Here is a 21,634-nt window from a genome sequence, read left to right on the forward strand (position 1 = left end):
ATAATAAGCAAACCTGGTGTTTGCTTATTTTTTTTCTAAGTTCTAGGCAACATCTGATTTCAGTATGAAACCTGTTAAGATGCCGGGGCTAAATGGGTTGATTTGATTTTGAGTTTTCAACAGGTAACGCCCAGAATTGCCATTCACTTCAAATAAGATTTGTAAGCTGGCGCTATCATTGCTATCAACTAGTACATTAACTTTTTCCAGCATCTTAAAGAATGCCCAGGGGCCCGCCTCTTCCAGTTCGTAATGATTCCCTTCAATGGAATATAACGTTAATTTTGCATCCGTTTGCGGCCAGCTAAAGAGAGTATAGGAGTCACTACTTTGATTATCCGTCAATGTCGTTTTACCAATAGTTAACTGTAAATTGGATACGACAGGATCCAAATTGATTTTTTGGAGACTAAATTCAATCTTGCTTGTTTCGGTTTCTTCAGGAAAGAACATATTGGTAATGACATTGGCACGGATTAACTCATTCGTGATCTCACTTGAAATAGGTAATACATAGCCATTTAATTCTTTGGGTTGCCATTGTGGTGTAGACGTATCTAAAAAGGGTTTCAAGTAATTATTAACAAAGACATTAAGCACACCATGGGGTGCAAAGAAACGATCAAAATCACCGAGAGCCACCTCATCTTTTTTTGAAGGATCAAGGGGATAACGATTGGCTATGGTGGTTTGGTATGCTTTATAAACAGATTGCTGCCATTGTTTATTTACATAAGTTCTACTTTCGTTAATGAAAATGAACCAGGCATCGTCCGCTAACTGTTTTGCCCAGGTAGAGACAGGTTCCGGGAGTTGACGCGCTCTATTGTACAAAGTACTGAGCGGGTCGGATAAGGTACCCCCTTGAAAACGCGTTTTGGTTAAATCAAAGATTGTACGACCCTGATCATTGATTAGTGAAAGGGTGGTAAGGAATTTTTCCAATTCATTGATATTCTGTGAAAGTTCGTTAGTGGCAGAATGACTCAGCAAATTTAAATACATGAATTGGTTAGCTACTTTTTGATTAAATAAAGCGTCATCTTCAGCCAATTCGGGGCTTGTTTGCTGTTGAATCAACTCAATAAGCTTGTTTATTGAATTATTTTGATGCAACGTTTGAGTGAGTTGCCGTGCTTGTTGATAATCCTGGTAATGTTGTGGTTTTGTGCGCCGAATGAAATTTTGCCACCAGGTTACATATTCAAAGTAATAAGCCTCTTCCAGGAGTGCAGGCAAGTTATTCAGATCTTGACGTGCTAAAACCCAATTTTCATGTTGGAGCTGGGTTGCCAGTTTTGGCAACAACATAATGACTTCTTTAAAGCCAGCCTTTGTATAGTAAACAGGCAGTTCTTTACTGGCTAATTCAAAGCCATTCATTTCAAGATTTTGCTTCTCGGTAGAAAAGTTACTTTTTGCCAGTGAGTAATAAAGATAGGTTGCGGGTAAAGCATTGAGGTAATTCCGCGCGTCACTTACCAGTTGTCTATTAATAACCACAGGTTGCATGGGTTGTTTTAAAGCATCTTTAAGCAATAACAACTGTTTAGCTAAATTACTTGATTGGTTATTGGTTTGCCAATACTGAGAGAACCAATTGGTTACTTCGCTTTCTGAGTAATGCTCCGGTTCACCAAGCATCAGATAAATTTTCAGGGCTTGATACCGTGCTATTTGTGTTTGGGCAGGATCGGAAATGGTTTGCTCAACATGAGATAGTAATTCAGGTAAGAAATTATCGCGTAAACGATGTTTGGTATTACTATGCAATTGAATTTTTAATTGTTCAATGATTGGTACAGAAAGTACATTAGAGGGAATCTGTTGCAATTTGGTCGCAGCCAATGACAAATGGTAGAGCGCAGCAGTTTTATCATTGACTTGTCCAAGCATTGATTCATAGGCTAGTAATTCCTTACTCGCTTCATCTAATAGTTTGGATGTTTTGAAGTGTTGATGAACTATCCCCAAAAACGATAAACCAAGTATTCCAGCGGTTAACCCTGTTAGTAATTTCTGAATGGTACTTGTCTGCCTGATATGGCGTTTGGTTTGTTCCTGGCAAGCTTTCAAAGCACCTTCTATAAAATAAGGCCGGTAATTGTTGGATTGAGGAAATTTATCCTGAACAGTGAGCGCATATTCGTGTTGAATCTTCTTATTTAGTCGGTCAATACTGTGACCGCCTTGTTCTGCACTGGTAAAGTAGATGGCCTGTATGCGCAACAATTGAATCGGCAAATTTTGTAATAAGGATTGTACAGGTACACGCAAGCTAGCAAGTTGCAGAGGAAATTCTCTAATTAAAGTACGTTTGGCACTGGAGCGGGCAGGATGTAATTTATTGATAATTTGCTGGCTTAATACTTCCAGCATTTGATCAAATTGTTGCCTGTAATTCACAAGTACCTTACTTCTCTGTTTTGTATAATCCAGGGAAAATCCGAGTGGTTTTGCAAGTTCACTGGTGTGATCAGACTGAAAAAATTCGCAAAACCCGGCGAGAGTATCGAGCTTAGTCAACAGGATGAAGCCTTCAACACTGTAGCCTAAGGCATGCCCAAAACGCTCGAGCAGTTGTGCATGTGATTTACATTGTTCGACAAGTTGTACGGGTTCTGCGAGTAATAGCTCGTTACTATTAATGCATAAAATGATGCCACTGATTCTGACATTATTGTGGCAACGATTAAGTTGTTTCAGAGTATAGGCTAGTAAATTTTCACTTTGATTAAGCCAGGTTTCTCCAAGCTCTAAAATCACCCCATGCTGGTTATAGAAAAAGTTAGCACGACCTTCGGTATCAACGGGATAATGAGTTAGATTACTCTGACGTAGCAAAGCCGTTTTGCCTTGATTTACTTTGCCTGTAATCAAGACAAAAGAGATAGCATTATTCTGTGGCTTTAAATAACCCAGAATTTTTTTTAAGGTATCACAAAGTACGGTTAAGGATTTGTCCATTAATCATCCAGTTTAGCGGTTACAGTATGCCCAAATTGAACGATTTTGGCCTGATTTTCTAATAACGTATGGCTAATAAAATAACCGGCGACCAATATTACCAGGGCGGAGACAGCTGTAACAATGACAGGCCTGTAATTTTGGGGAAAGTTGTCAATCACTTTTTGTTCATGAAATAAACGATGTGGTTTGTTGACACGGTGCTGTTGAATTAATTGATACAAGTCTTCGATTAAATTATCCAGGACTTGTCTGCCAGTTGGACGTCCATGCTGCTCCCCTTCAAAACCTGCAATCAAGCAATAATAAGCAAGTTCGATTAAATCCAGATATTGATTGGGTTGTTGTTTAATATAATTAACAATGTCAAAAAAACGCTGCTGTGGGCCTATCTCATCATGTGACGAGGGCGTGAAGGCTTTAAATTCAGCAACCTTGCCATAAAGGCGCAGATAATTTTTTCCCAACAGCTCATCAATAGTGGCACAAAGGATATAGTGCGCAAGAGCATCTATTTCTTCAGTAGATGTTTTGCTATTGACCCTGCTATGAAAAGCACGTAATTCATGCTCGATATTTTCACGGATACTTGTTATCGGCGGCAAAGAAGGTGTAATACATAAACGCTCCAAAAGAGAGAGCAAGGGTCCTGCTGCTGCTACAAGCGGATTGGTAGTAAAAGGTGCAATAAATAATTTAGAACGATAATATCCTTGGGGCATTTGTTGCGCGTTAGATAATGACAGTCGGCTGACAAAAGAGGCCGAAAAGCGTTCGGCTGCCATGGTTTTACTCCAAATAGGATTAATTATCTGTAACTTTTCACCTTATTCACAATTCAGATGTTTTGGAGTCATCCAAGGATTGAGGGTGCAGTTACTATTGTTCTAAAAAAATGTGAAAGGTATTAACGATAATACGTTATCTATAAAGCCTTGTCGATAAGTTGTGTTAAAAGCAGTCAATCTTCATCAAGCGCATCGTTAAAGTAACGAAGAACCCAGTTTTCACCAAGATATTCAAAGCAGTCTTGAAGGAAATCGGCTAGCTCTTCTGCTGTTAAATGGTGCTCAAAACCAGCTGGTTCGACATGATGATGAAAATAATCATTGAAGTGGCGATAACAAAAATCGACATAATCTCGTGTATGCAAGATGAAGGTATGCCACATTTTATCCACAATGAGTAAAGGACCGAACAGATAAGTTGAGCGTTTGTTGGTTTGACGATAGGCATTAAGCCACATCCAAGCCAAGAGATCCTGAAATAACTGGGTACTTTTTTCATGTGAAAAATCGGGGTATAGGTGGCAGAAATAGCGAACTACCCGCTCGTTTTTATAAGTTAGTAGTTCGGTAAGGGGCGGTAATCTCATTAGCGACAGCAGGCTTTTTGCCAGTCAGGTTGCTTGGTGATATGACGAACGATACGGCATATCATTTCTTTTTTGGACATTTTCAATCTCCGGAATCGTTAAATTGATTATTTGAACAGCATAATAGCTATAAATCAATCATTATTTTGCCTTGTTTACGAACACGTTGTAATTCTAATATTTGTTATAACCAAGCGTGGGCTAAAATAATAACTAACTGCTTGAGAATGATAAATTAAAACAGCCTAATTTTAGTTAGAATTATTGGAACAAAGGTATTGTTCTGAGTTAGAATAGATTGTATCTAAAATATCCAGGTAACTAACTCAGATGTTTGCCAAATTAATCCTCGCATTAACTCCTATGGTATTGGCTCTGCCTTTGGCAATGGATATTTATGTGCCTGCTATCCCTCATCTAACACGGGATTTTCACGCTAGTGACACCCAAATGTTGATGACCTTGAATTTATTTATGCTCAGTGCAGGTTTTATGCAGCTAGTGATTGGGCCTATTTCTGACCATTATGGTCGTCGGAAAGTTTCACTCGTGGTAATTCTGTGTTTTGCTATTGGGTCAATCTGTTGTGGTTTGGCAGAGAACGTCTACGAATTGATTGGCTACCGCATTATTCAAGCATTAGGCTCCTGCGGTATGATCGTACTTGGTTTTGCAATGGTAAGAGATCATTATACGGGCGAAAAAAGCGCCAAAGCGTATAGTTTTTTAAATGGAATGATTTCCTTTTCTCCCATTTTTGCTACGTTTATAGGCAGTTATCTTGATCTTTATCTGGGATGGTCGGCAACTTTTTGGGCTCTTTTGCTGGTTGCCATACCTGCTTTGTATACAATAGGCATCTGGCTTGATGAGTCATTACCTGTCGCAAAGCGAACTCCTTTAACCGGAAAAATCTTTGTCCAATATTTCCATGTCATACGCAATCAGGATTTTGCTGTTTATACGATGGCCTCGGCTTTCGGCCATTGTTATCTCTATTTATTTTGTGCCTTGTCTCCTTATCTGATTCTTCGTGCTCTTCACATTCCACAAACTCATTATGGATTTTATTTTTGTTTTATGGGGATCTCTCTGCTGTTTGGCAGTTTTGTTGGCGGTTCGATTGTTGAGCGCCTGGGTATTTTAAAAACCTGTCTCTTGGGTTATTTGCTAACCCTTGTTGGGGGATTATGGATGCTTACCTGGTATTTGCTCCAGGGCTTAAGTATTCACAATTTTATTTATCCGATGTTACTTATCGGCACGGGTGGCACCTTCTGTATGGGAGCTGGCACAGGCGGTTCTATGGCACCCTTTGAAGAAGCAAAAGGAGCTGCTGCAGCGGCTGGAGGGGCATTACGCTTTTTATTTGCAGGACTTGTTGGTTATTTATTGATTAATAAAACCGTGACCTCTACCTTGCCTTTAGCAATCCCCGCTGTTTTATTTAGTCTTATTGGTATCAGTGTATTAGTCTTATCTAATCGCGAAACTGAGACCGAAACGGATATTGCTTATGATAGTTAAAATCTATCAAATTTATCAATATATTCGATTTTACTTATAATTGTCCTTTGCCTACAGTTACAGATGTAAACCCCACAAATTGGAGAGGACTATGATTACTGTAGGCAACAAATTTCCTGAGTTTCATCTTAAAGCGACTGTCACGAATGATATCCATAATGCTTTTAAAGTAATTACCAATGAAACTTATGAAGGTAAATGGCTGGTTTTGTTTTTTTGGCCCAAAGACTTTACCTTTGTTTGTCCCACTGAAATTGCGGAGTTTGGCAAGCTTAATAGCCAATTTAATGAACGCGATGCCCAAGTCTTAGGGGCTAGCACTGATAGTGAGTTTGTTCATTTGGCGTGGAGAAATCAACATCCTGATTTGCGCGAATTACCTTTCCCAATGCTGGCTGATATTAAACGGGAATTAACTCAGGCTCTGGGTATTCTTGATGAGCAAGAAGGTGTTGCCCAGCGTGCTACTTTTATCATTGATCCCGAAGGAACGACACGTTTTGTCATGGTCACTGATTTGAATGTTGGTCGTAATCCGCAAGAAGTACTACGCGTCCTTGATGCGTTGCAAACGGATGAATTGTGTCCCTGTAATTGGAAAAAAGGTGAACAAACTATTCATCTGGACTAATTAACTCCATTCATTGAGGATAAAACCATGTTAGACACAATAAAACAACAATTGCCTGATTTTGCCAAAGATATGCGTCTTAATTTGAGTAAAGTTTTGGATTTCACTCAGCTGGATGGCTTGACGGAACAACAAATTACTGGTGCTGCTTTGGCTGTGGCTTACCAGCTAAATAATAAAGAATTGATTGTCACTTTAAGTGAACTGGCTAATGATGAAAAAACTGTTGAAGCAGCAAAACTTGCTACAAGCTTAATGGCAATGACGAATATTTATTATCGTTTTGTTCATCTCAGTGGCCAAGCGGAATTAACCCAAATGCCAGCCGGTTTACGTATGCAAGGGATAACAAATCCTGGTGTTGATCGGGTTACTTTTGAAGTGCTGTGTTTGGCAGTATCGGCTTTAAATGGTTGTGGTACTTGTATTAGCTCTCACAGTCGGCAATTACAGGAACATGGTTTTTCAACATCAGCACTGGCACGTATTGGCCGTATTTCTGCAGTAGTGTATGCGGTACACATTAGTTTGAGTTGTAATCAGTAGATTAATTGCTGTCCCGAACAATTTTGTTGCGATTGCGAAGAGCAGTGCAGGCAATCAGGTTTGTTATTTTAGGTGGGTTCGATAGCGTCGAAACCAATAGAGGTTAATGAATCAAAAGACGGTGTCTTTTTACAGAATAACGTTCGCTAGGCGAACGTTATTTAACTATTCCACAAGCGATTCGGGCCCCGCCGCCGCCAAGAGGGGGGGCATCACTATAATTATCACCACCGGCATGTATCATGACAGCCAATCCTTTAAGATCGCTCGTTTTCAGACGGGGAGCCAGAATAGGTACATTAGCATTGCCATTTTCCATCACATACAAGACCGGTAAATCACCCAGATGCCCTTTTCCATAAGGACCCTGGTGGCTATTTGTATTTTGAGGATCATAGTGACCGCCAGCATGCATGCCAGTATCACCACAATCAGGGTGTTGGTGTAAATGGAAGCCGTGTAAACCTGGGGGCAGCGTTGTGAGACTAGGTTCTATTAGCAGGCCAAGCTCGGTGTCTGTGAAAACAATGTGCCCTAGGTCTTTTTTGTCGCCTGCAGTAGAATAAATGGTTGTTGTGATTTGTCCGGCATGACCTGTCGCAATCAGGAGTGTAGATAGAACGAAGCCAGCGATTTTTTTCATAGTGCTTCCTGCTTATTAAATAATTCAGTTCTTGATGATCAATTCTACTTTGCCTGCAAATGTTTTAATAGGTTTGTTAGTCAAATTTTAACAAATAAGATCCGGGGAATGAAGGTAGATAGTAACCAATTGGAGCTAGACCACTACGCATTTATCTTGTTAAAATATTAGTCTTTTTGTTAGCCGGTTTTTCTTGTGGGCTCTTTAAAAGTACATTGTGCATTGGTCCTTACCTTATTATTTTGGGCTTCAGCCTTTGTCGGAATTCGAGTTGGGTTGACGGCTTATTCTCCAGGCGCACTTGCTTTATTACGATTTCTGGTCGCTTCTTTTGCTATGGCAATAATTTATTTCTATCTTCCTGCTAAGAAAAAAATCTCTTGGTCGGAGCGCTTACAGTTGCTGTTGCTGGGAGTGGCGGGCATTGGTATCTATAACATTTGTCTGAATTATGGGGAACTAAGTGTTTCTGCAGGGGTGGCCAGCTTTATTATCGGATTGATTCCAGTTGTTACTATTGTTTTATCAGTTCTATTTTTGCATGAGCGTCCAGGTTCTGCTGTTTGGGTGGGTATCCTGATCAGTTTTATGGGACTTTTGTTTTTGATACTAGGGGAAGAAGAGCGTTCTGCTTCCATGATAAGTGGTGCATTGGTTATTTTAATTGCTACTTTTATGGGGGCTTTTTATACTGTGGCGCAAAAGCGTTACTTGCGAAATTATCACCCCGTAGCGGTAACCGCGTGGATAATATGGGGCGGCACTTTCATGCTGCTTATTTTTTCCCCTCAGTTATGGCAAGAAATCAAAATCGCTAGCCAAGAGGCGACTTTTGCTGCCGTCTATATGGGAGTTTTTCCTGCGGCTTTTGCCTATGTGGGATGGAGTTATGTTTTGCACCATTGGTCTGCTTACAAAGCGTCCATGTATCTTTATGCTTTACCGCTGTTATCGACATTCATGGGTTTTATTTTACTGCATGAAGAGTCATCAGTTTTATCGCTATGCGGTGGTGTTATTTCTTTAACAGGCGCTTTGCTGGCTACTCGATTACGAGTGTCTCAACCTGTCTTGGGCCAGGTTGAGACACTCCCGAAAAATGGCTGAAGTAAATTATCGAGTTTGAACGCAGAAAAAATCTTGAGTAAACCTAGCCGCTTGCTCTGATTGCGACAGGCGTGGGTGGTGTTGCATCGTCTTCCGGCAAAACTGCTGCAATAGGTGGTAATTGCAGGAGATTGGAGATCCTTAATGCATGCTCGGAAGCCAATTCAGGCGTTTTATATTGTCCATTGGATTCAAAGAACAGAGTCAGTGATGTTTGGGCAAAAGCTTCTGCTGCAGAGGCTTTAACAAAGCGATCGGGGGGCAATAAACTGTTTTTAACTGTCTGTTCAAGTTCAGGGTTGGCATCGTTGTATTCTGGTTTGCTGCGTGAATAGACGGTGCTTTTGAAGTTCCAAAAAATAAACTCGGCATTGAGTAGTAGCATTTCACCACCAAATTGAGGTTCACTTTTTTTGTATTTATTAAATTGCTCTTGTTTTTCAGGCGTTGCAAAAAAAGTATTCCGGTCTATTTTTTTTAATCCATCAAAAATTAATTTTATTCCACTATGATTACTGTTGTAGCCGAGCAATCTTTGCAAAAAAAATATTTTTTCACCGCTGGCGGTTTCATAGGCCCCGTAGGCAAAAAGGCCATTTAATTCCTCTGGTGTTGCTGGTGAGAAGTCACCATGGAAGAAATTGAACGTTCCTTCTTCGACGATAAGAAAATATTTTGCTTGCATAGACTCCCTCTTAAATGCTGCAGACAATAGGGAGGGTAATGCAAAAAATGATTGAGATGCAAATTACGGCATAAATCGGGTTAAGATCTAAGGCTGTTAGATTGCGCTAAAAGCATTATACTCTTGTTTTCTGTCCTTTTGTGAGTACTCATGGAATTGAGAATTGATAATACCCCCTTCAAGGCATTATTCGAACCGCTTGATTTAGGTTTTACCCAGTTAAAAAACCGGTTGCTTATGGGATCCATGCATACAGGTTTGGAAGAAGATAAAGAGGGCTTGCAGCGTTTAGCGGCTTTTTACCGCGAGAGGGCACAAGGTGGTGCCGGTTTGATAGTAACGGGAGGGTTTGCGCCCAATCGCTCCGGGCGTTTGGCTCCGTTTGCAGCAAAATTGACCTCTATTAAGGAGCAACAACGTCATGAGATTGTGACCCACACTGTTCATGAGGGGGGCGGCAAGATCGCTCTTCAAATCTTACACGCTGGCCGTTATGGTTATCATCCCTTTATCGTTGCTCCCAGTGCTTTAAAATCACCGATCAGTCCGTTTAAACCCTGGATGATGAGTAAGCGTCGTATCGCAAAAACCATTAACCACTTCGCCCGTTGTGCCCGCCTTGCAAAAGCAGCAGGCTATGACGGGGTAGAAATTATGGGTAGTGAAGGGTATCTCATTAATCAATTTATTGTGAGGCACACCAATCAGCGCCAAGACGAGTGGGGTGGTGATTTTACTAACCGCATGCGTTTTCCGGTAGAAGTGGTACGGAGTGTGCGTGAGGCAGTGGGCGAACATTTTATTATTATTTATCGTTTATCAATGCTCGATCTGATTGCCGATGGCAGCAGTTGGGAAGAAGTGGTTACTCTGGCGAAAGCAATCGAACAAGCCGGGGCCAGTTTGATTAATACCGGTATTGGTTGGCATGAAGCACGTATCCCTACAATTGCCACCATGGTTCCTCCGGCAGCATTTACTTCAGTGACCAAACGGCTCAAACCAGAAATTAATATTCCGGTTATCACTTCCAATCGAATCAATACACCAGAACTGGCTGACCGTTTAATTAGGGAAGGGGTTGCTGACATGGTGTCAATGGCAAGGCCGTTCTTGGCTGACGCGCAGTTCGCTGAAAAAGCCAGGATAGGGGAGAGTCAAGCAATTAATGTTTGTATTGCCTGTAATCAGGCTTGCTTGGACAGGGTATTTGTGAATAAAACAGCATCCTGTCTTGTCAATCCGCGTGCTGGCAATGAGACAGAGTTAGTTTATCAAGCGGTACATCATTCCAAAAAAATTGCTGTTGTTGGGGCCGGGCCAGCGGGTCTTGCATTTGCAACAGTGGCTGCTGAACGTGGCCATCAAGTGACCTTGTTTGAAAAAAATGACGTTTTGGGTGGGCAGTTTAATTTGGCAAAAAACATCCCGGGTAAAGAAGAATTTCAACATACTATTGATTATTTCATGCATCAATTGAAAAAATTTCAAGTTGATATTCGGTTAAACACCGCCGCCAATGTGGATTTACTGTGTGATTTTGATGAGGTCGTGCTCGCAACCGGAATTAAGCCAAGGATACCTGATATTCACGGGATAGATCATGAAAAAGTCATGAGTTATGTGGAACTGATTCAACAGCAAAAAATTCCTGGTAAGCGAGTAGCTATTATTGGTGCAGGTGGTATTGGCTTTGATGTGGCTGAATGGTTAACCCATGAACATGTTAACGAGCATCCACAACAATTTTATGATGAGTGGGGTATTGATATCGAAACTGAACATCGTGGTGGTGTAAAGCACCCGGAGATCAGTAAAAGTCCGCGACAAGTGTATTTATTACAGCGCAAAAAGGAAAAGCATGGAAAGCGGTTGGGAAAAACTACCGGCTGGATCCATCGTTTAAGCTTAAAACACAAACAGGTTAAAATGCTTGCCGGTGTAGAATATGAGCGGATAGACGATCAGGGCTTGCATATTCGAATTGATGATAAAGCACAGGTTTTAGAGGTAGATTCAATCGTGGTTTGTGCCGGACAGGAGGAATTGCGAGATCTGTTTGAACCTTTGAAACAAAGAAAGCAATCGGTGCATTTGGTTGGTGGTGCTTTTAAAGCGTTGGAATTGGATGCACGTCATGCCATTGATCAAGCTTGTCGTTTGGCAGCCTTGTTGTAAAAATCATCGGAGTTAAACGGTGAAAGGTAGATAACGCAGTCAACTAGCCGTTGAAAGAGAAAATAGATGGAAAAATGAAAATAAGATCACTGAGCTACAAGTTTCAGACGCCTATAAAAGGAAAAAATCTGTGAATCAAATAGAAATTCTTAAACGGATTTATTTTCCAATAGGCCATTAAATTTTTATTTTGGGTTTAAAAACAATAAACTATTTATAGACTTGAATCCATCTTGGTTAAGTTTATTGTTGATCTTTTATTGTTTTAGGAAGGTTGGGGAAAATAAAATTCGTGCATCAGCCTGCTTATTTTGTTATAATACTGAGCAATTTTTATATCGCTTTACCCCTTTAAGCATTACGCTTTAATCTATTGGAATTTTTATGACACAAGAATTAGCAAGCTTCGCAGCGCTCAATTTATCGGATCTTTTACTGAAAGCGCTCGAAGATATGAAATTTAAAGTCCCATCACCTATTCAGGCACAAACTATACCTGTCTTGTTGGAAGGACGGGATGTAATCGCGCAAGCACAAACAGGAACTGGAAAGACGGCTGCTTTTGCCTTACCTATTTTGCAACGATTAGTGCAGAAATCGCAGGCTACCCAAGCATTAATTTTAGCTCCAACACGCGAATTAGCCATTCAGGTTGCTGAACAATTTGAAACCTTGAGTGCCCATCAAAATATCACTGTCTCTGTGCTTTGCGGCGGACAAGAATATCGCCGTCAGTTAAAACAACTACGTGAAGGCGCGCAAGTTGTGGTAGGTACGCCAGGACGAATTCTCGATCACATCGATCGCGGTACTTTACAATTAGGCCATTTAAGCACTTTTGTTCTTGATGAGGCCGATGAAATGTTGCGAATGGGTTTTATCGAAGACGTGGAAACTATTCTTTCCAAATTGCCGGCTGAAAAGCAAATGGCTCTATTTTCGGCTACGATGCCCCACCGTATTCGCCAGATTGCCAACAGTTATTTGAATAATCCGGTTTCTGTCGAGATTCGTGCAGAAACAGCCACCGTAAAAAGTATTGAACAACGCTTTTTGTTTGCTTCACCGGCACAAAAAACAGATGCTTTACTGCGTGTATTGGCTGTAGAAGAGTCTCAAGGTGTTATTGTATTTGTGCGCACCAAAAGCAGTACAGAAGAAGTGGCAGAAGTTTTACAGCAACAGGGATATCGCGCTATGGCAATCCATGGCGATATCACCCAGGCTTTGCGTGAACGAATTATTGCGCAATTCAGACAAGGGACAATTGATATTTTAGTCGCTACTGATGTTGCAGCGCGCGGTTTAGATGTTGAACGTGTTACCCATGTAATTAATTATGATGTACCGCATGATTGTGAAACTTATGTCCATCGCATTGGCCGTACAGGTCGTGCCGGTCGCAGTGGTGTAACGATCTTATTTGTAACACCGAAAGAAGCACGTATTCTAAATACAATAGAACGTCATACTCGTCAGCGTATTGAAAAAATTGTAGTGCCGAATGATTACATGATCCAGGTGGCGAGACAGCAGCGCTTTATGGCAACTATTACAGCGCGGTTACAACATGAGAATTTACCTGCCTATCAACGTATCATTGAAGAGTTTGTCAAAGAAAATCAGGTCTCTGCGACTGATGTAGCAGCTGCACTTGCTTTATTACTAAATCAGGATAAGCCGTGGCAACGCGAACTCTCTCTTCCAAAGCCTGCGCGTTCTGTTAAAGAGGCGCGAGTTAGGGAGGGGGATTTTAAAGCAGGTCGTAATGCTGAGCGTAAGAACGATAAAGGTAAAGATAGAAAGCATTTCCGTGATGATCATCCACAGGAATTATTCCGTATCGATATTGGTCGTGTGCATGGCGTTAAACCGGGTAATATTGTTGGTGCTATTGCCAATGAAGCCGGATTACAAAGCCGTTTTATTACCGGACTCAAAATTCATGATGATCACTCCACTGTACGTCTACCCAAAGGAATGCCCAAAGAAGTATTTCAGGAGTTGAATAAAGCCTGGGTATGCGGCCGGCAATTGAAATTAACTTCCCTAGAGATGGCGTAAGCCTTGTCAGAGACGGCTGTCGCATGGCAGCCGGTTTTAAAATAAATCGTATACAATTAATTTCATTAATTGAGAAAAATCATAGGCCGTTAAAGGTAATCGGTTCAGTAATTGTTTTCAGAAAACGATATATCGCTGCTAAACGATAAATTATTTTTAATAACTCTCAATTTCAATCTAAAGAGCACCACTTTCACCCTTTAACAATAGTAAGTTTGGGCAATAGAAAAATCGTGTTTATTTAAATAATGTTAGAAATTTCCACTAATATTATTATCAAAAAGATAATTTTTTATCCAAATTCTTAATAGTTTCTTAAGTATTATTTTTTATTATATCTGCATGGTATTAAGATAGAAGCAGTATTTATGTTGATAAGATATTTGAAAAGACTTGATGCAGCTCTAAGAATGGCAGAGATAAGGTTAAATCGCGGCCGCAATCATTTGGCTCAGGCATCTCTAGATGTTGCAGAAAATTATTTAAACTTGCTGGAAAGCAGTTTTTCAGATGATCTATATATCAAAGATACAACAAATAAGATGTTTGTTAATTATCTTTCTCAGGCTAAAGCCAAATACGAATATTTGGTAGATAGTTGTGCTTCCATTGAAAGGTCAGATTCACCTGAAAAATTATTAGCCGATGCCCTTAATTTTTCGGAATCTCAACGACAATTAGGTCTGGATCGTTATTGTTTCTTTTCTTCACAGGGTACTGAAAAAGTCAAGACAGAAAAGACAGCAGAATCTCAGCACCGTTTGAGTACAGATCGTTATCGCTTCTTATCTCAAAAAGCCGAAGAAAACCCCGGTACAGCAGCTTCAGACGCTAGTAATCAGTTTTCGCTTTTTAGCTAAGGGCTGTGTTGAGGCAATCACTAAGGTTAACCTGGATTGCCTCGGCAAAATTCTTTCCTGATGAACGATTCAATTTATTCCCAATGTTAATTTTAATCCTGATTGTCCAGGAAAAAAGGCTATCTGCTGCCTCTCCCTTGCACTACACTTGGTGCAAATCGATTTCCCAGCCTAATTTCAGGCTAATAAAATGAAAAAAACCTTAATTATTATTATCATAACGATGATTTTTCTGCTTGTGAAACCTGGGAAATGGAGGGTTATCAATCAAAATAATCTTTGTAGAGCTTGACGTAAGTCCCATCGGTCTCAAGCTGAATTAAAGCCTGATTAATACGGTCAATTAACGCTTGCCTTCCGTGAGCGGTGATGATGCCATAGCCGCTTCCCAGAGAGATTTTTTCACCAACCAGTTTGAATTGAGCTTTCAATTCCTCTCCTGCACACCAAAATTTGGCTACTTGTTCATGAATTAATACGACATCGACTTCTTTTTCAGCCAGGGCTTGCAGTAATTCCGGTAGCTCCGTATATTGCTTAATTTTTGCTACATCGCGGTATTTTTTTTCAACCATGGATGTAAATAATGCGTTAGACCAGGTGCCAATTCGTTTGCCGTGTATATCAGCTTCCGAGTTAATGGGGTTTTGTAAAGTGGTCATCAATTGGCCGTCGCTAGTGAGGTAGGGTAAGCTAACCAGGAATTGATATTGAATATCAGGAGTAATTGAAATCGCACCAATACCCAAGTCGACTTTTTGCTCTTTGACCATAGTGAGTAACTGTGCGTAACCAACGGGGACATAATGACACTCGGCTTGTATTTTTTTACATACAGCATCCATCAGTTCTACATCAAAACCAAAAAAATGATTATTATCTGCGACAACACTGAATGGAGGCACATAAGATAGAATGGCAATTTTCAGTGTTTCGGCGCGTGAAAAGGTCATGCTACACAATAGAAGGATTAGTGCAACAAACCGCATAGAGATAGTCCTTTATTTAATCTAATTTAACAATAGTTTGCTTAGAGATGGTTGTCAAAGAAGGCATCGAGAAATGAAATTGGAGCGAGGCGATGGCAATAAAAATTTCCCTGGATCATCCAACCTTTACTCTACGAGAGAAAGTTCAAGAAATTAACAAAACTTTTTTAGCTGATTATGGTTTTAGTTATTTTCAATATTTGAGATGTTTTGATGATGGTTCTATAAGTTTGCTAACTAACAACACAGGTCTGATAGAGTATTTCCAGCACGTAGATAATTCGCCGGTTGTTTTTTCTTCCTTTAATAATGACTATGAAAATTCACATTCTTATTGGTTTTTGTGGGATGAGGTTTTGCCAAAATTCCCGGTGCAACTGGCACGAGAGAAATTTCATTTTCATAATGGAATTACTTTAGTAAGGCGCTCAAGAAATTATTACGATATGATTGCTGTTGCTTTATCTGCAGAACGCGCCAACGCGGGATCATTTTATTTGAATAAATTAAAAATTATTGAACACTATATCAATGATTTTGATAAACAAAATAAAGAGTTAATTACGCTTATCAATAATAATAAAATAATCCTGCCCAGTTCCTATCGCGATGTTAATTATCAAAAAATTTGTTTAACAAAAGGACGTATCACGGTTACAGGTAAAGAAGGCTTAACTTATATTACATCCCAGGAATTAGCCTGTTTACGTTTGTTATTACAAGGCGCCTCCTATAAAGAAGCCGCGAAGTTACTCCATTTATCTTCCCGTACCGTCGAGACTTATATAGATAGAATAAAACAGCGCACCGGTTTTTTTTCTCGCTCCGAGATTGAGCGCGCTCTTTTGTGTCCGTAGTAAGCACGGACAGCGTTCTTATTAACAACCTTTTATACTACCGCTTGTAGTTTTCAGGTATCGCCGTTATGGGCTGTTATTAAAGAAGGATTCATTATGAAAATTGAAGAAAGAACATGGGCAGAGGAATTATTTAAGAACTTTTGTTCTGGATACAAAGCGCGTGATTTGCCTTATTTGCTTAGTCTGTTTACTAAAAACAGCACTATGTGGGGCTCAGGTATTGATGAATACCGCGTCGGCCTAAAACAAATCGAAGAGCAATTATTGCGTGATTGGGGTCAATCAGAGGCAGGTGAAATTCAAATTCTATCTTTTGTGCCCGGTAACAAAAAAGAGGGTTTATGGTCTGCTGCTCTTTGTGAAGCAAAGGTGACTATAGCCGGTAAGGAACATCTTTTCTCCCATTTAAGAGGAACAATGGTTATAGAGAAAGAAGAGGACTCTTGGAAAATTGCTCATATGCATGCTTCTTTTCCTGATTATAGAAATTTGGAAGGCAATTCTTTTCCTGCACAGCAATAGCAAAGGATCCATTGATGGTGGAGAATTCATTGATTCTCCACGATTCTTCTTTGAATTAATGATCAATTTTCTGCATTAAATAGTTTGCCAGTTCATTTCGAGCATATATTTTATAGATAAAATCGGCTTCCCCTTCTTGAGGTTTACCTTGCAGCGAGTCAAAACGATGAGATTGATAGGTTACAATGAGGTGGTAATTTTTAAAAAAATCATGCTGTTGTAACACTTCGGTGAGGTCATTGCCACGTTGCCATTGAGGGTAATAGGTTCGGATAACCCAATCAGGCTTTATCTTTTGTTGTAAATCTTGTGCATACAAAGGGAGTGAGAGATGAATCCTGGTACTTGTCATTTCAGCATTGGTCAAACATTGACTATCGATAAATTGAAGATCTTTTCTCGCAAAGAAGGGAATGATTCCACAATCAGCCAAGAGTATTTTTGCATTGGGTGTTGCATAGCGGTTTAAAAATTCCACAACTTTCATACGTATAGCTGAACGCTGTTGATAGTGTTTAACTTCTGTATCGATGTCCACTATTTTTCCGGTGGGAATAAAAAGATGAGTAAAGAGCACGATGATTAACAGACTGGCTAAGGTGTTATTTTTGGCTGAAAAATGAAAATTAGTTAAAAATTCTTTCACCCCTAAAACAGGTAAGAGGCTGAAAACACTAAAAGCGGCTAAAAAAAGGCGGTTGTAATAAGCTATAACGGGATCAGCGCGGCATAAAAGCAGGCAATATAATAGTGATGGTAGCCAAAGTAGTAGATGCCGACAGTCTTTACGGGCCAATAAATAAGGCAGGCTTAAAATCAAGCAGGGAAATAGAAGGTATAAATAATCAATGACTAGATGAAAGCTGTGAGTACTAACAATGGCCTTACAGCGATAACTATTAGGGAGCAGATGGCCAAAGTAAATAAGACGCCAGCTAAAATAGATGCTATAGGGCAGGATAAAACCAAGGGCAAAAATAATAAACATACCGCGTAGTTGAGAGGATGAGAGTTTATAGTGAGAGTGGCAGCAGAGTAGGAAAGCAATGGGCGCAATGATCCACAACAATCCCTCAAACCGTGTTAGCGCCAGTAAAGTCAAGTTCAAGCAACCGATTAACCATGCTCTGGCGTGGTAACGATTCTTTTTGAAAGGGATTGCAGAATCCTGCCATTGACTGAAGCCTAGGGCTGATGCAGTTTGCCAACTCATGAGTAAAGCCAGAGCAACAAAAAAACTGGTTTCAAATCCACTTACAGTCCACCAACTAACCCCTTGATAATGGCTAAACAGATAAACAGGTAGCATAGCCAGCAAAGGCGACAAAAAAGTTCGCGCGAATTGGTAAAGAAAAACGAAGGCAGCCAATAAACTTACACTCGCAAAACATTTAATGGCTGGAATTAAAGGTACACCTAGCTTGATAAATAGTGAGGCAAGCAGGACCCAGAGAAAATTGGAGTAACCCTCAACCGGAGGCGTATTGGCATACCAGCGAAAACCTAAGCCATTAGCCATAGTCTGAGCGTAATGCCAGCTGATAAATGCATCATCGGTGGTAAAAGGCCACGCATGGTATAGCGCATTGACTAATTGCAGTAAAATAAGAGCAGCCAGTAAAACGGTGAGGGAAGACTCCAGCCGGATTCTATGAGCATTCAAACGATTTTAATCCTTTACTTTAATTGAAGATTCCTCTTCGGGTTCCTCATTTTACGAAGTATGCTTTTTTCGTACAAGAAAAGATTGATCGTCCAGGTATTTTACAGGCCTATTTTCAAGAGGTTATAGTAGATAAAAAAATTGATTGTTTATGAATTTGCATATTATAATTTGAACCCTTTTGACAGGCAATCAATTGATTTAAGGTGGCAGGATGAAGGTCTTATTTTCCGTGTTTGTCCTGGTGTTTTCAGGATTGGTAGCTGCGAAGACTTTGCATGAACCTTTGCATAATATCGTTGCTTTTGGTGATAGTTTGTCGGATAACGGTAATTTGTTTGAACACTTAGAACATAAAGTGCCGCCGTCACCGCCTTACCATGCTGGGCGTTTTACCGATGGTCAAGTATGGATTGAACATTTGGCGGAATCTTATTTCCCTGGCAGTGGTGCAGCACATTTACTCGATTACGCTTTTGGTGGCGCAGGCGTATCAGAAGAAGATGATGATGTTTTATTCACTCTAAACCGTGAAATCCAGATTTATCTGGATGCACATCAAGGTAAAGCAGATCCATATAGCCTTTTTGTAGTCTGGATAGGAGCTAATAATTATCTCGGTGTGCCCGATGAGGACATGGTGGAGAAAACCCTGCGTGAGGTCAATGTGGGTATTCAACATGGTTTACAACGTTTAGTTGCTGCTGGAGCGCAACATATTCTTGTGGTTAATTTGCCTGATCTGGGGCAAACACCGATGGCAAGAGAGTTTGATGCCCAAGAAAAAATGACTTATTTAAGTGAGCAGCATAACAAACAATTGGCTGAAAGAATAAAGGAATTGAAACGTACCTATCAAAATGTGCAATGGCTTTATTTTGATGTGCATGGCACTTTAAATGACCTGCTTATTACTCCTGAAGCTTATGGTTTTAACAATATAACTGATACCTGCTATAACGTAATGGTTGAAAAACCCCAGAAGTCTGTTTTACGCATGGCAGCAAGAGCAAGATTGAAAAACAAAAGAAACGTATGCGAAGGATACTTGTTTTTTGATCTGGTCCATCCTACTTTGCCGGCTCACCAGATTATGGCAGAGCGTGCCAAGGACTTTTTGGACATGGCAGGTATTCAATTTACTGATTAATCATTCTCTATAATCAAGGCTTTGCATTTGTATAAAACAAGGCCTTTTAATCTTGGCTTCCCGCGGTTGTAACTCATTTAATTGTTGATAAGGCTTAGGTATTGGTTTAACCAATTTTTTGGTCTCGGCAGGAATTTTGCTTAATTTAAAATCCAATACAGCAATGGAGTAGTGATGCAATTACTTCTAGGGCTTTGTTTATTATTGTTTTTAAATTTTTCTAGCGCTAAAGCAGCCGACCTGGAAATCCAGGTTAAAGGGCAAAAAATAATGCTGCCTTATTGGCCTGCCTCTGGTAAGCAATTGCAAGGTGGTATAGTCATGGTGCAGGGTGAATTGGCTAATGAAGGTTTTTTGCTACTTAATAACCTCGCTATTCAATTTGCCAAACTTGGATGGGCAGTGCTTTTAATAAACTCAGCGGGACAGCAAGGTTCCACCTCTTGGATTGAGCAGCTTCCTGAAGCCTTATCCGCTTTACGGCAGAAAGAAAATAAACGCCTGGTGCTGTTGCACTATGGTGACCAATTGCAACTATCTGTCGACTATTTTAGCAAACTCCAGTCAAAACAAGTAAATGGCTTGATTTTGCTTTCTGCCTTTGATCAGCCTGTAAAAAAAGAGTTACCCGAATTATTGCATAAACTAACGTTTCCTGTGGTTGATCTGACCGGTCAGTTTGATTATCAGTTGGTTTTGGAGCAAGCAGCTACCCGCCACCATTCGATGCAGAATAAATCTTATATGACTACTCAAATCCCTGGCGCAGACCATAATTATTATTTTGCACAGCAATTATTAGTCGCTTATTTACATGGATGGATGAAAAAATTGCAATTTGCATCACCGGCAAAACCCCCGATTATTCTTGATAGTCGCTTACTTAAAGCGTCAAGATAGTTAATCTTTTACCACCCTTTGCTGGTACAAATTTGTTCGTAAGCTTTGCGTATTTTTTGTGTTTTATCATTGGCAATTTTTATCATTTCTTCAGGTAAGCCCTGGGCAATCAGTTTATCCGGGTGATTGCGGCTAATTAAGCGCCGATAAGCACTTTTTACTTCTTGTTTACTGGCAGTGTGGTTGATTTCCAAAATGGCATAAGCCTGCATGAGTGTATTCTGTGGTGGCGCTTGATAGTGATCATTATGTTGACGCGAAGAAGAGTGTTGATTAGATGATTGCCTGGAACCCTGATAGCCAAAATCCTCATAAAAGCGGTATTGTTGGTTCAATGGGGCAAACCCCATCTGCCTGAAGATGACATCGAGAGCCTGTAACTTTATGTTAGATAAGCCATCTGTTTGTGCAAAGCGATATTGAATATCCATGAATAATTTTAATAGTTCAGGGTTATCCCGACATGCTTTCTGGAGAAGCGTTAAAATGCGACTTAAATCAAAATTCGCAGCTTTTCCTTCGCTAAAGAAACGCTTGGCCAGTGTTTTTTGTTCATGATTCAAACGCATTTCATCCATAACGGTCTTAGCCATTTGGATTTCTTGCTCAGAAACACGCCCATCCGCTTTAGCAAGATGCCCCATTACAGAAAAGGTCGCTTGAAAAAAAATTTTCTGTACGGCTTGCCGTTTTTCTGAATGATAATACCAATGGGGGCGGGTATAGTGGCTAACCATACCACGATCAAAAAAATTGCCAATGAGAATTCCAAAGAGTGCCCCGGCCGAGCCTCCAATCAGGTAGCCAAAAAAAGCACCGAGGATTTTCCCCCACCACTGATTATTAGTAAAAAATTGCCGAAAATTCATTTCGCCTTGGTTTCCATTCATGTTAAATGAGTTTTATAACTATAAGTTTAATTATACGCTTTGTATTATTAAAAAAGACTGAAATCGACCCACCAATC

Annotated in this window: 19 protein-coding genes; 11 read left to right on the forward strand and 8 right to left on the reverse strand. The window is 40.1% G+C overall.

Annotated features, from left to right (window positions below):
* Positions 1 to 42 precede the first annotated feature (42 nt).
* From icmF to DYC89_RS04005, 3 genes are all read right to left on the reverse strand, one after another.
* A complete protein-coding gene (gene icmF / locus DYC89_RS03995) occupies positions 43 to 2,967 on the reverse strand; it encodes a type IVB secretion system protein IcmF (RefSeq protein ID WP_115220606.1) in 2,925 nt (974 codons plus the stop codon).
* On the reverse strand, positions 2,967 to 3,752 hold the full coding sequence (gene icmH / locus DYC89_RS04000; RefSeq protein WP_115220607.1) for a type IVB secretion system protein IcmH/DotU: 786 nt from the start codon (positions 3,750 to 3,752) through the stop codon (positions 2,967 to 2,969). Before icmH ends, icmF begins: the two co-directional genes overlap by 1 nt.
* A gap of 176 nt (positions 3,753 to 3,928) precedes the next feature.
* A complete protein-coding gene (locus DYC89_RS04005) occupies positions 3,929 to 4,342 on the reverse strand; it encodes a hypothetical protein (protein WP_115220608.1) in 414 nt (137 codons plus the stop codon).
* Positions 4,343 to 4,672: 330 nt separating this feature from the next.
* Between DYC89_RS04005 and DYC89_RS04010 the strand changes: the two genes are divergently transcribed.
* From DYC89_RS04010 to DYC89_RS04020, 3 genes are all read left to right on the forward strand, one after another.
* Positions 4,673 to 5,869 carry a multidrug effflux MFS transporter gene (locus DYC89_RS04010; protein ID WP_115220609.1) on the forward strand — a complete coding sequence of 399 codons (1,197 nt, stop codon included), beginning with the start codon at positions 4,673 to 4,675 and terminating at the stop codon, positions 5,867 to 5,869.
* 91 nt (positions 5,870 to 5,960) lie between these two features.
* Positions 5,961 to 6,500, forward strand: a complete 540-nt coding sequence (locus tag DYC89_RS04015; RefSeq protein WP_115220610.1) for a peroxiredoxin — start codon at positions 5,961 to 5,963, stop codon at positions 6,498 to 6,500.
* A gap of 27 nt (positions 6,501 to 6,527) precedes the next feature.
* Positions 6,528 to 7,046 carry a carboxymuconolactone decarboxylase family protein gene (locus DYC89_RS04020; protein ID WP_115220611.1) on the forward strand — a complete coding sequence of 173 codons (519 nt, stop codon included), beginning with the start codon at positions 6,528 to 6,530 and terminating at the stop codon, positions 7,044 to 7,046.
* A gap of 157 nt (positions 7,047 to 7,203) precedes the next feature.
* Here the strand turns inward: DYC89_RS04020 and DYC89_RS04025 are convergent, their stop codons facing one another.
* Positions 7,204 to 7,689, reverse strand: coding sequence for a superoxide dismutase family protein (locus DYC89_RS04025; RefSeq protein WP_181879314.1), 486 nt, complete (start codon positions 7,687 to 7,689; stop codon positions 7,204 to 7,206).
* Between the two features lie 195 nt (positions 7,690 to 7,884).
* On the opposite strand from DYC89_RS04025, the gene DYC89_RS04030 reads away from it, so the two are divergent.
* Positions 7,885 to 8,796 (forward strand): DMT family transporter, encoded by a 912-nt coding sequence (locus DYC89_RS04030; protein ID WP_115220612.1) that lies wholly within the window; start codon positions 7,885 to 7,887, stop codon positions 8,794 to 8,796.
* A 43-nt stretch (positions 8,797 to 8,839) separates the two neighbouring features.
* Here DYC89_RS04030 and DYC89_RS04035 read toward each other — a convergent pair whose 3' ends face one another.
* Entirely contained in the window at positions 8,840 to 9,481 is a 642-nt protein-coding gene (locus DYC89_RS04035; RefSeq protein ID WP_115220613.1) for a hypothetical protein, read from the reverse strand.
* Between the two features lie 150 nt (positions 9,482 to 9,631).
* Between DYC89_RS04035 and DYC89_RS04040 the strand changes: the two genes are divergently transcribed.
* The 3 genes from DYC89_RS04040 to DYC89_RS04050 all read left to right on the forward strand — a co-directional run bounded on the left by DYC89_RS04040 (position 9,632) and on the right by DYC89_RS04050 (position 14,583).
* A complete protein-coding gene (locus DYC89_RS04040; RefSeq protein WP_115220614.1) occupies positions 9,632 to 11,659 on the forward strand; it encodes an NADPH-dependent 2,4-dienoyl-CoA reductase in 2,028 nt (675 codons plus the stop codon).
* Positions 11,660 to 12,043: 384 nt separating this feature from the next.
* Entirely contained in the window at positions 12,044 to 13,723 is a 1,680-nt protein-coding gene (locus DYC89_RS04045; RefSeq protein ID WP_115220615.1) for a DEAD/DEAH box helicase, read from the forward strand.
* 368 nt (positions 13,724 to 14,091) lie between these two features.
* Entirely contained in the window at positions 14,092 to 14,583 is a 492-nt protein-coding gene (locus DYC89_RS04050) for a hypothetical protein (RefSeq protein ID WP_115220616.1), read from the forward strand.
* 263 nt (positions 14,584 to 14,846) lie between these two features.
* Here the strand turns inward: DYC89_RS04050 and DYC89_RS04055 are convergent, their stop codons facing one another.
* The gene (locus DYC89_RS04055) at positions 14,847 to 15,572 is read right to left on the reverse strand and encodes a transporter substrate-binding domain-containing protein (protein ID WP_115220617.1); all 726 of its coding nucleotides are present in this window, start codon (positions 15,570 to 15,572) and stop codon (positions 14,847 to 14,849) included.
* A 92-nt stretch (positions 15,573 to 15,664) separates the two neighbouring features.
* Between DYC89_RS04055 and DYC89_RS04060 the strand changes: the two genes are divergently transcribed.
* Positions 15,665 to 16,429 carry a helix-turn-helix transcriptional regulator gene (locus DYC89_RS04060; protein WP_245953948.1) on the forward strand — a complete coding sequence of 255 codons (765 nt, stop codon included), beginning with the start codon at positions 15,665 to 15,667 and terminating at the stop codon, positions 16,427 to 16,429.
* Positions 16,430 to 16,525: 96 nt separating this feature from the next.
* Positions 16,526 to 16,954, forward strand: a complete 429-nt coding sequence (locus tag DYC89_RS04065) for a nuclear transport factor 2 family protein (protein ID WP_115220618.1) — start codon at positions 16,526 to 16,528, stop codon at positions 16,952 to 16,954.
* A 55-nt stretch (positions 16,955 to 17,009) separates the two neighbouring features.
* Here the strand turns inward: DYC89_RS04065 and DYC89_RS04070 are convergent, their stop codons facing one another.
* Positions 17,010 to 18,617: a protein LphB gene (locus DYC89_RS04070; RefSeq protein ID WP_115220619.1), complete on the reverse strand. Its 1,608-nt coding sequence runs from the start codon at positions 18,615 to 18,617 to the stop codon at positions 17,010 to 17,012.
* Between the two features lie 214 nt (positions 18,618 to 18,831).
* On the opposite strand from DYC89_RS04070, the gene plaA reads away from it, so the two are divergent.
* Together plaA and DYC89_RS04085 are read left to right on the forward strand one after the other, a co-directional pair.
* Positions 18,832 to 19,767, forward strand: coding sequence for a GDSL family lysophospholipase PlaA (gene plaA / locus DYC89_RS04075; protein WP_115220620.1), 936 nt, complete (start codon positions 18,832 to 18,834; stop codon positions 19,765 to 19,767).
* 174 nt (positions 19,768 to 19,941) lie between these two features.
* Complete coding sequence (locus DYC89_RS04085) at positions 19,942 to 20,667, forward strand: DUF3530 family protein (RefSeq protein WP_115220622.1); 726 nt, start codon at positions 19,942 to 19,944, stop codon at positions 20,665 to 20,667.
* Positions 20,668 to 20,675: 8 nt separating this feature from the next.
* Here DYC89_RS04085 and djlA read toward each other — a convergent pair whose 3' ends face one another.
* The gene (gene djlA, locus DYC89_RS04090; protein WP_115220623.1) at positions 20,676 to 21,536 is read right to left on the reverse strand and encodes a co-chaperone DjlA; all 861 of its coding nucleotides are present in this window, start codon (positions 21,534 to 21,536) and stop codon (positions 20,676 to 20,678) included.
* Positions 21,537 to 21,634 lie beyond the last annotated feature (98 nt).

Source organism: Legionella donaldsonii, from assembly GCF_900452385.1.
GTDB lineage: Bacteria > Pseudomonadota > Gammaproteobacteria > Legionellales > Legionellaceae > Tatlockia > Tatlockia donaldsonii.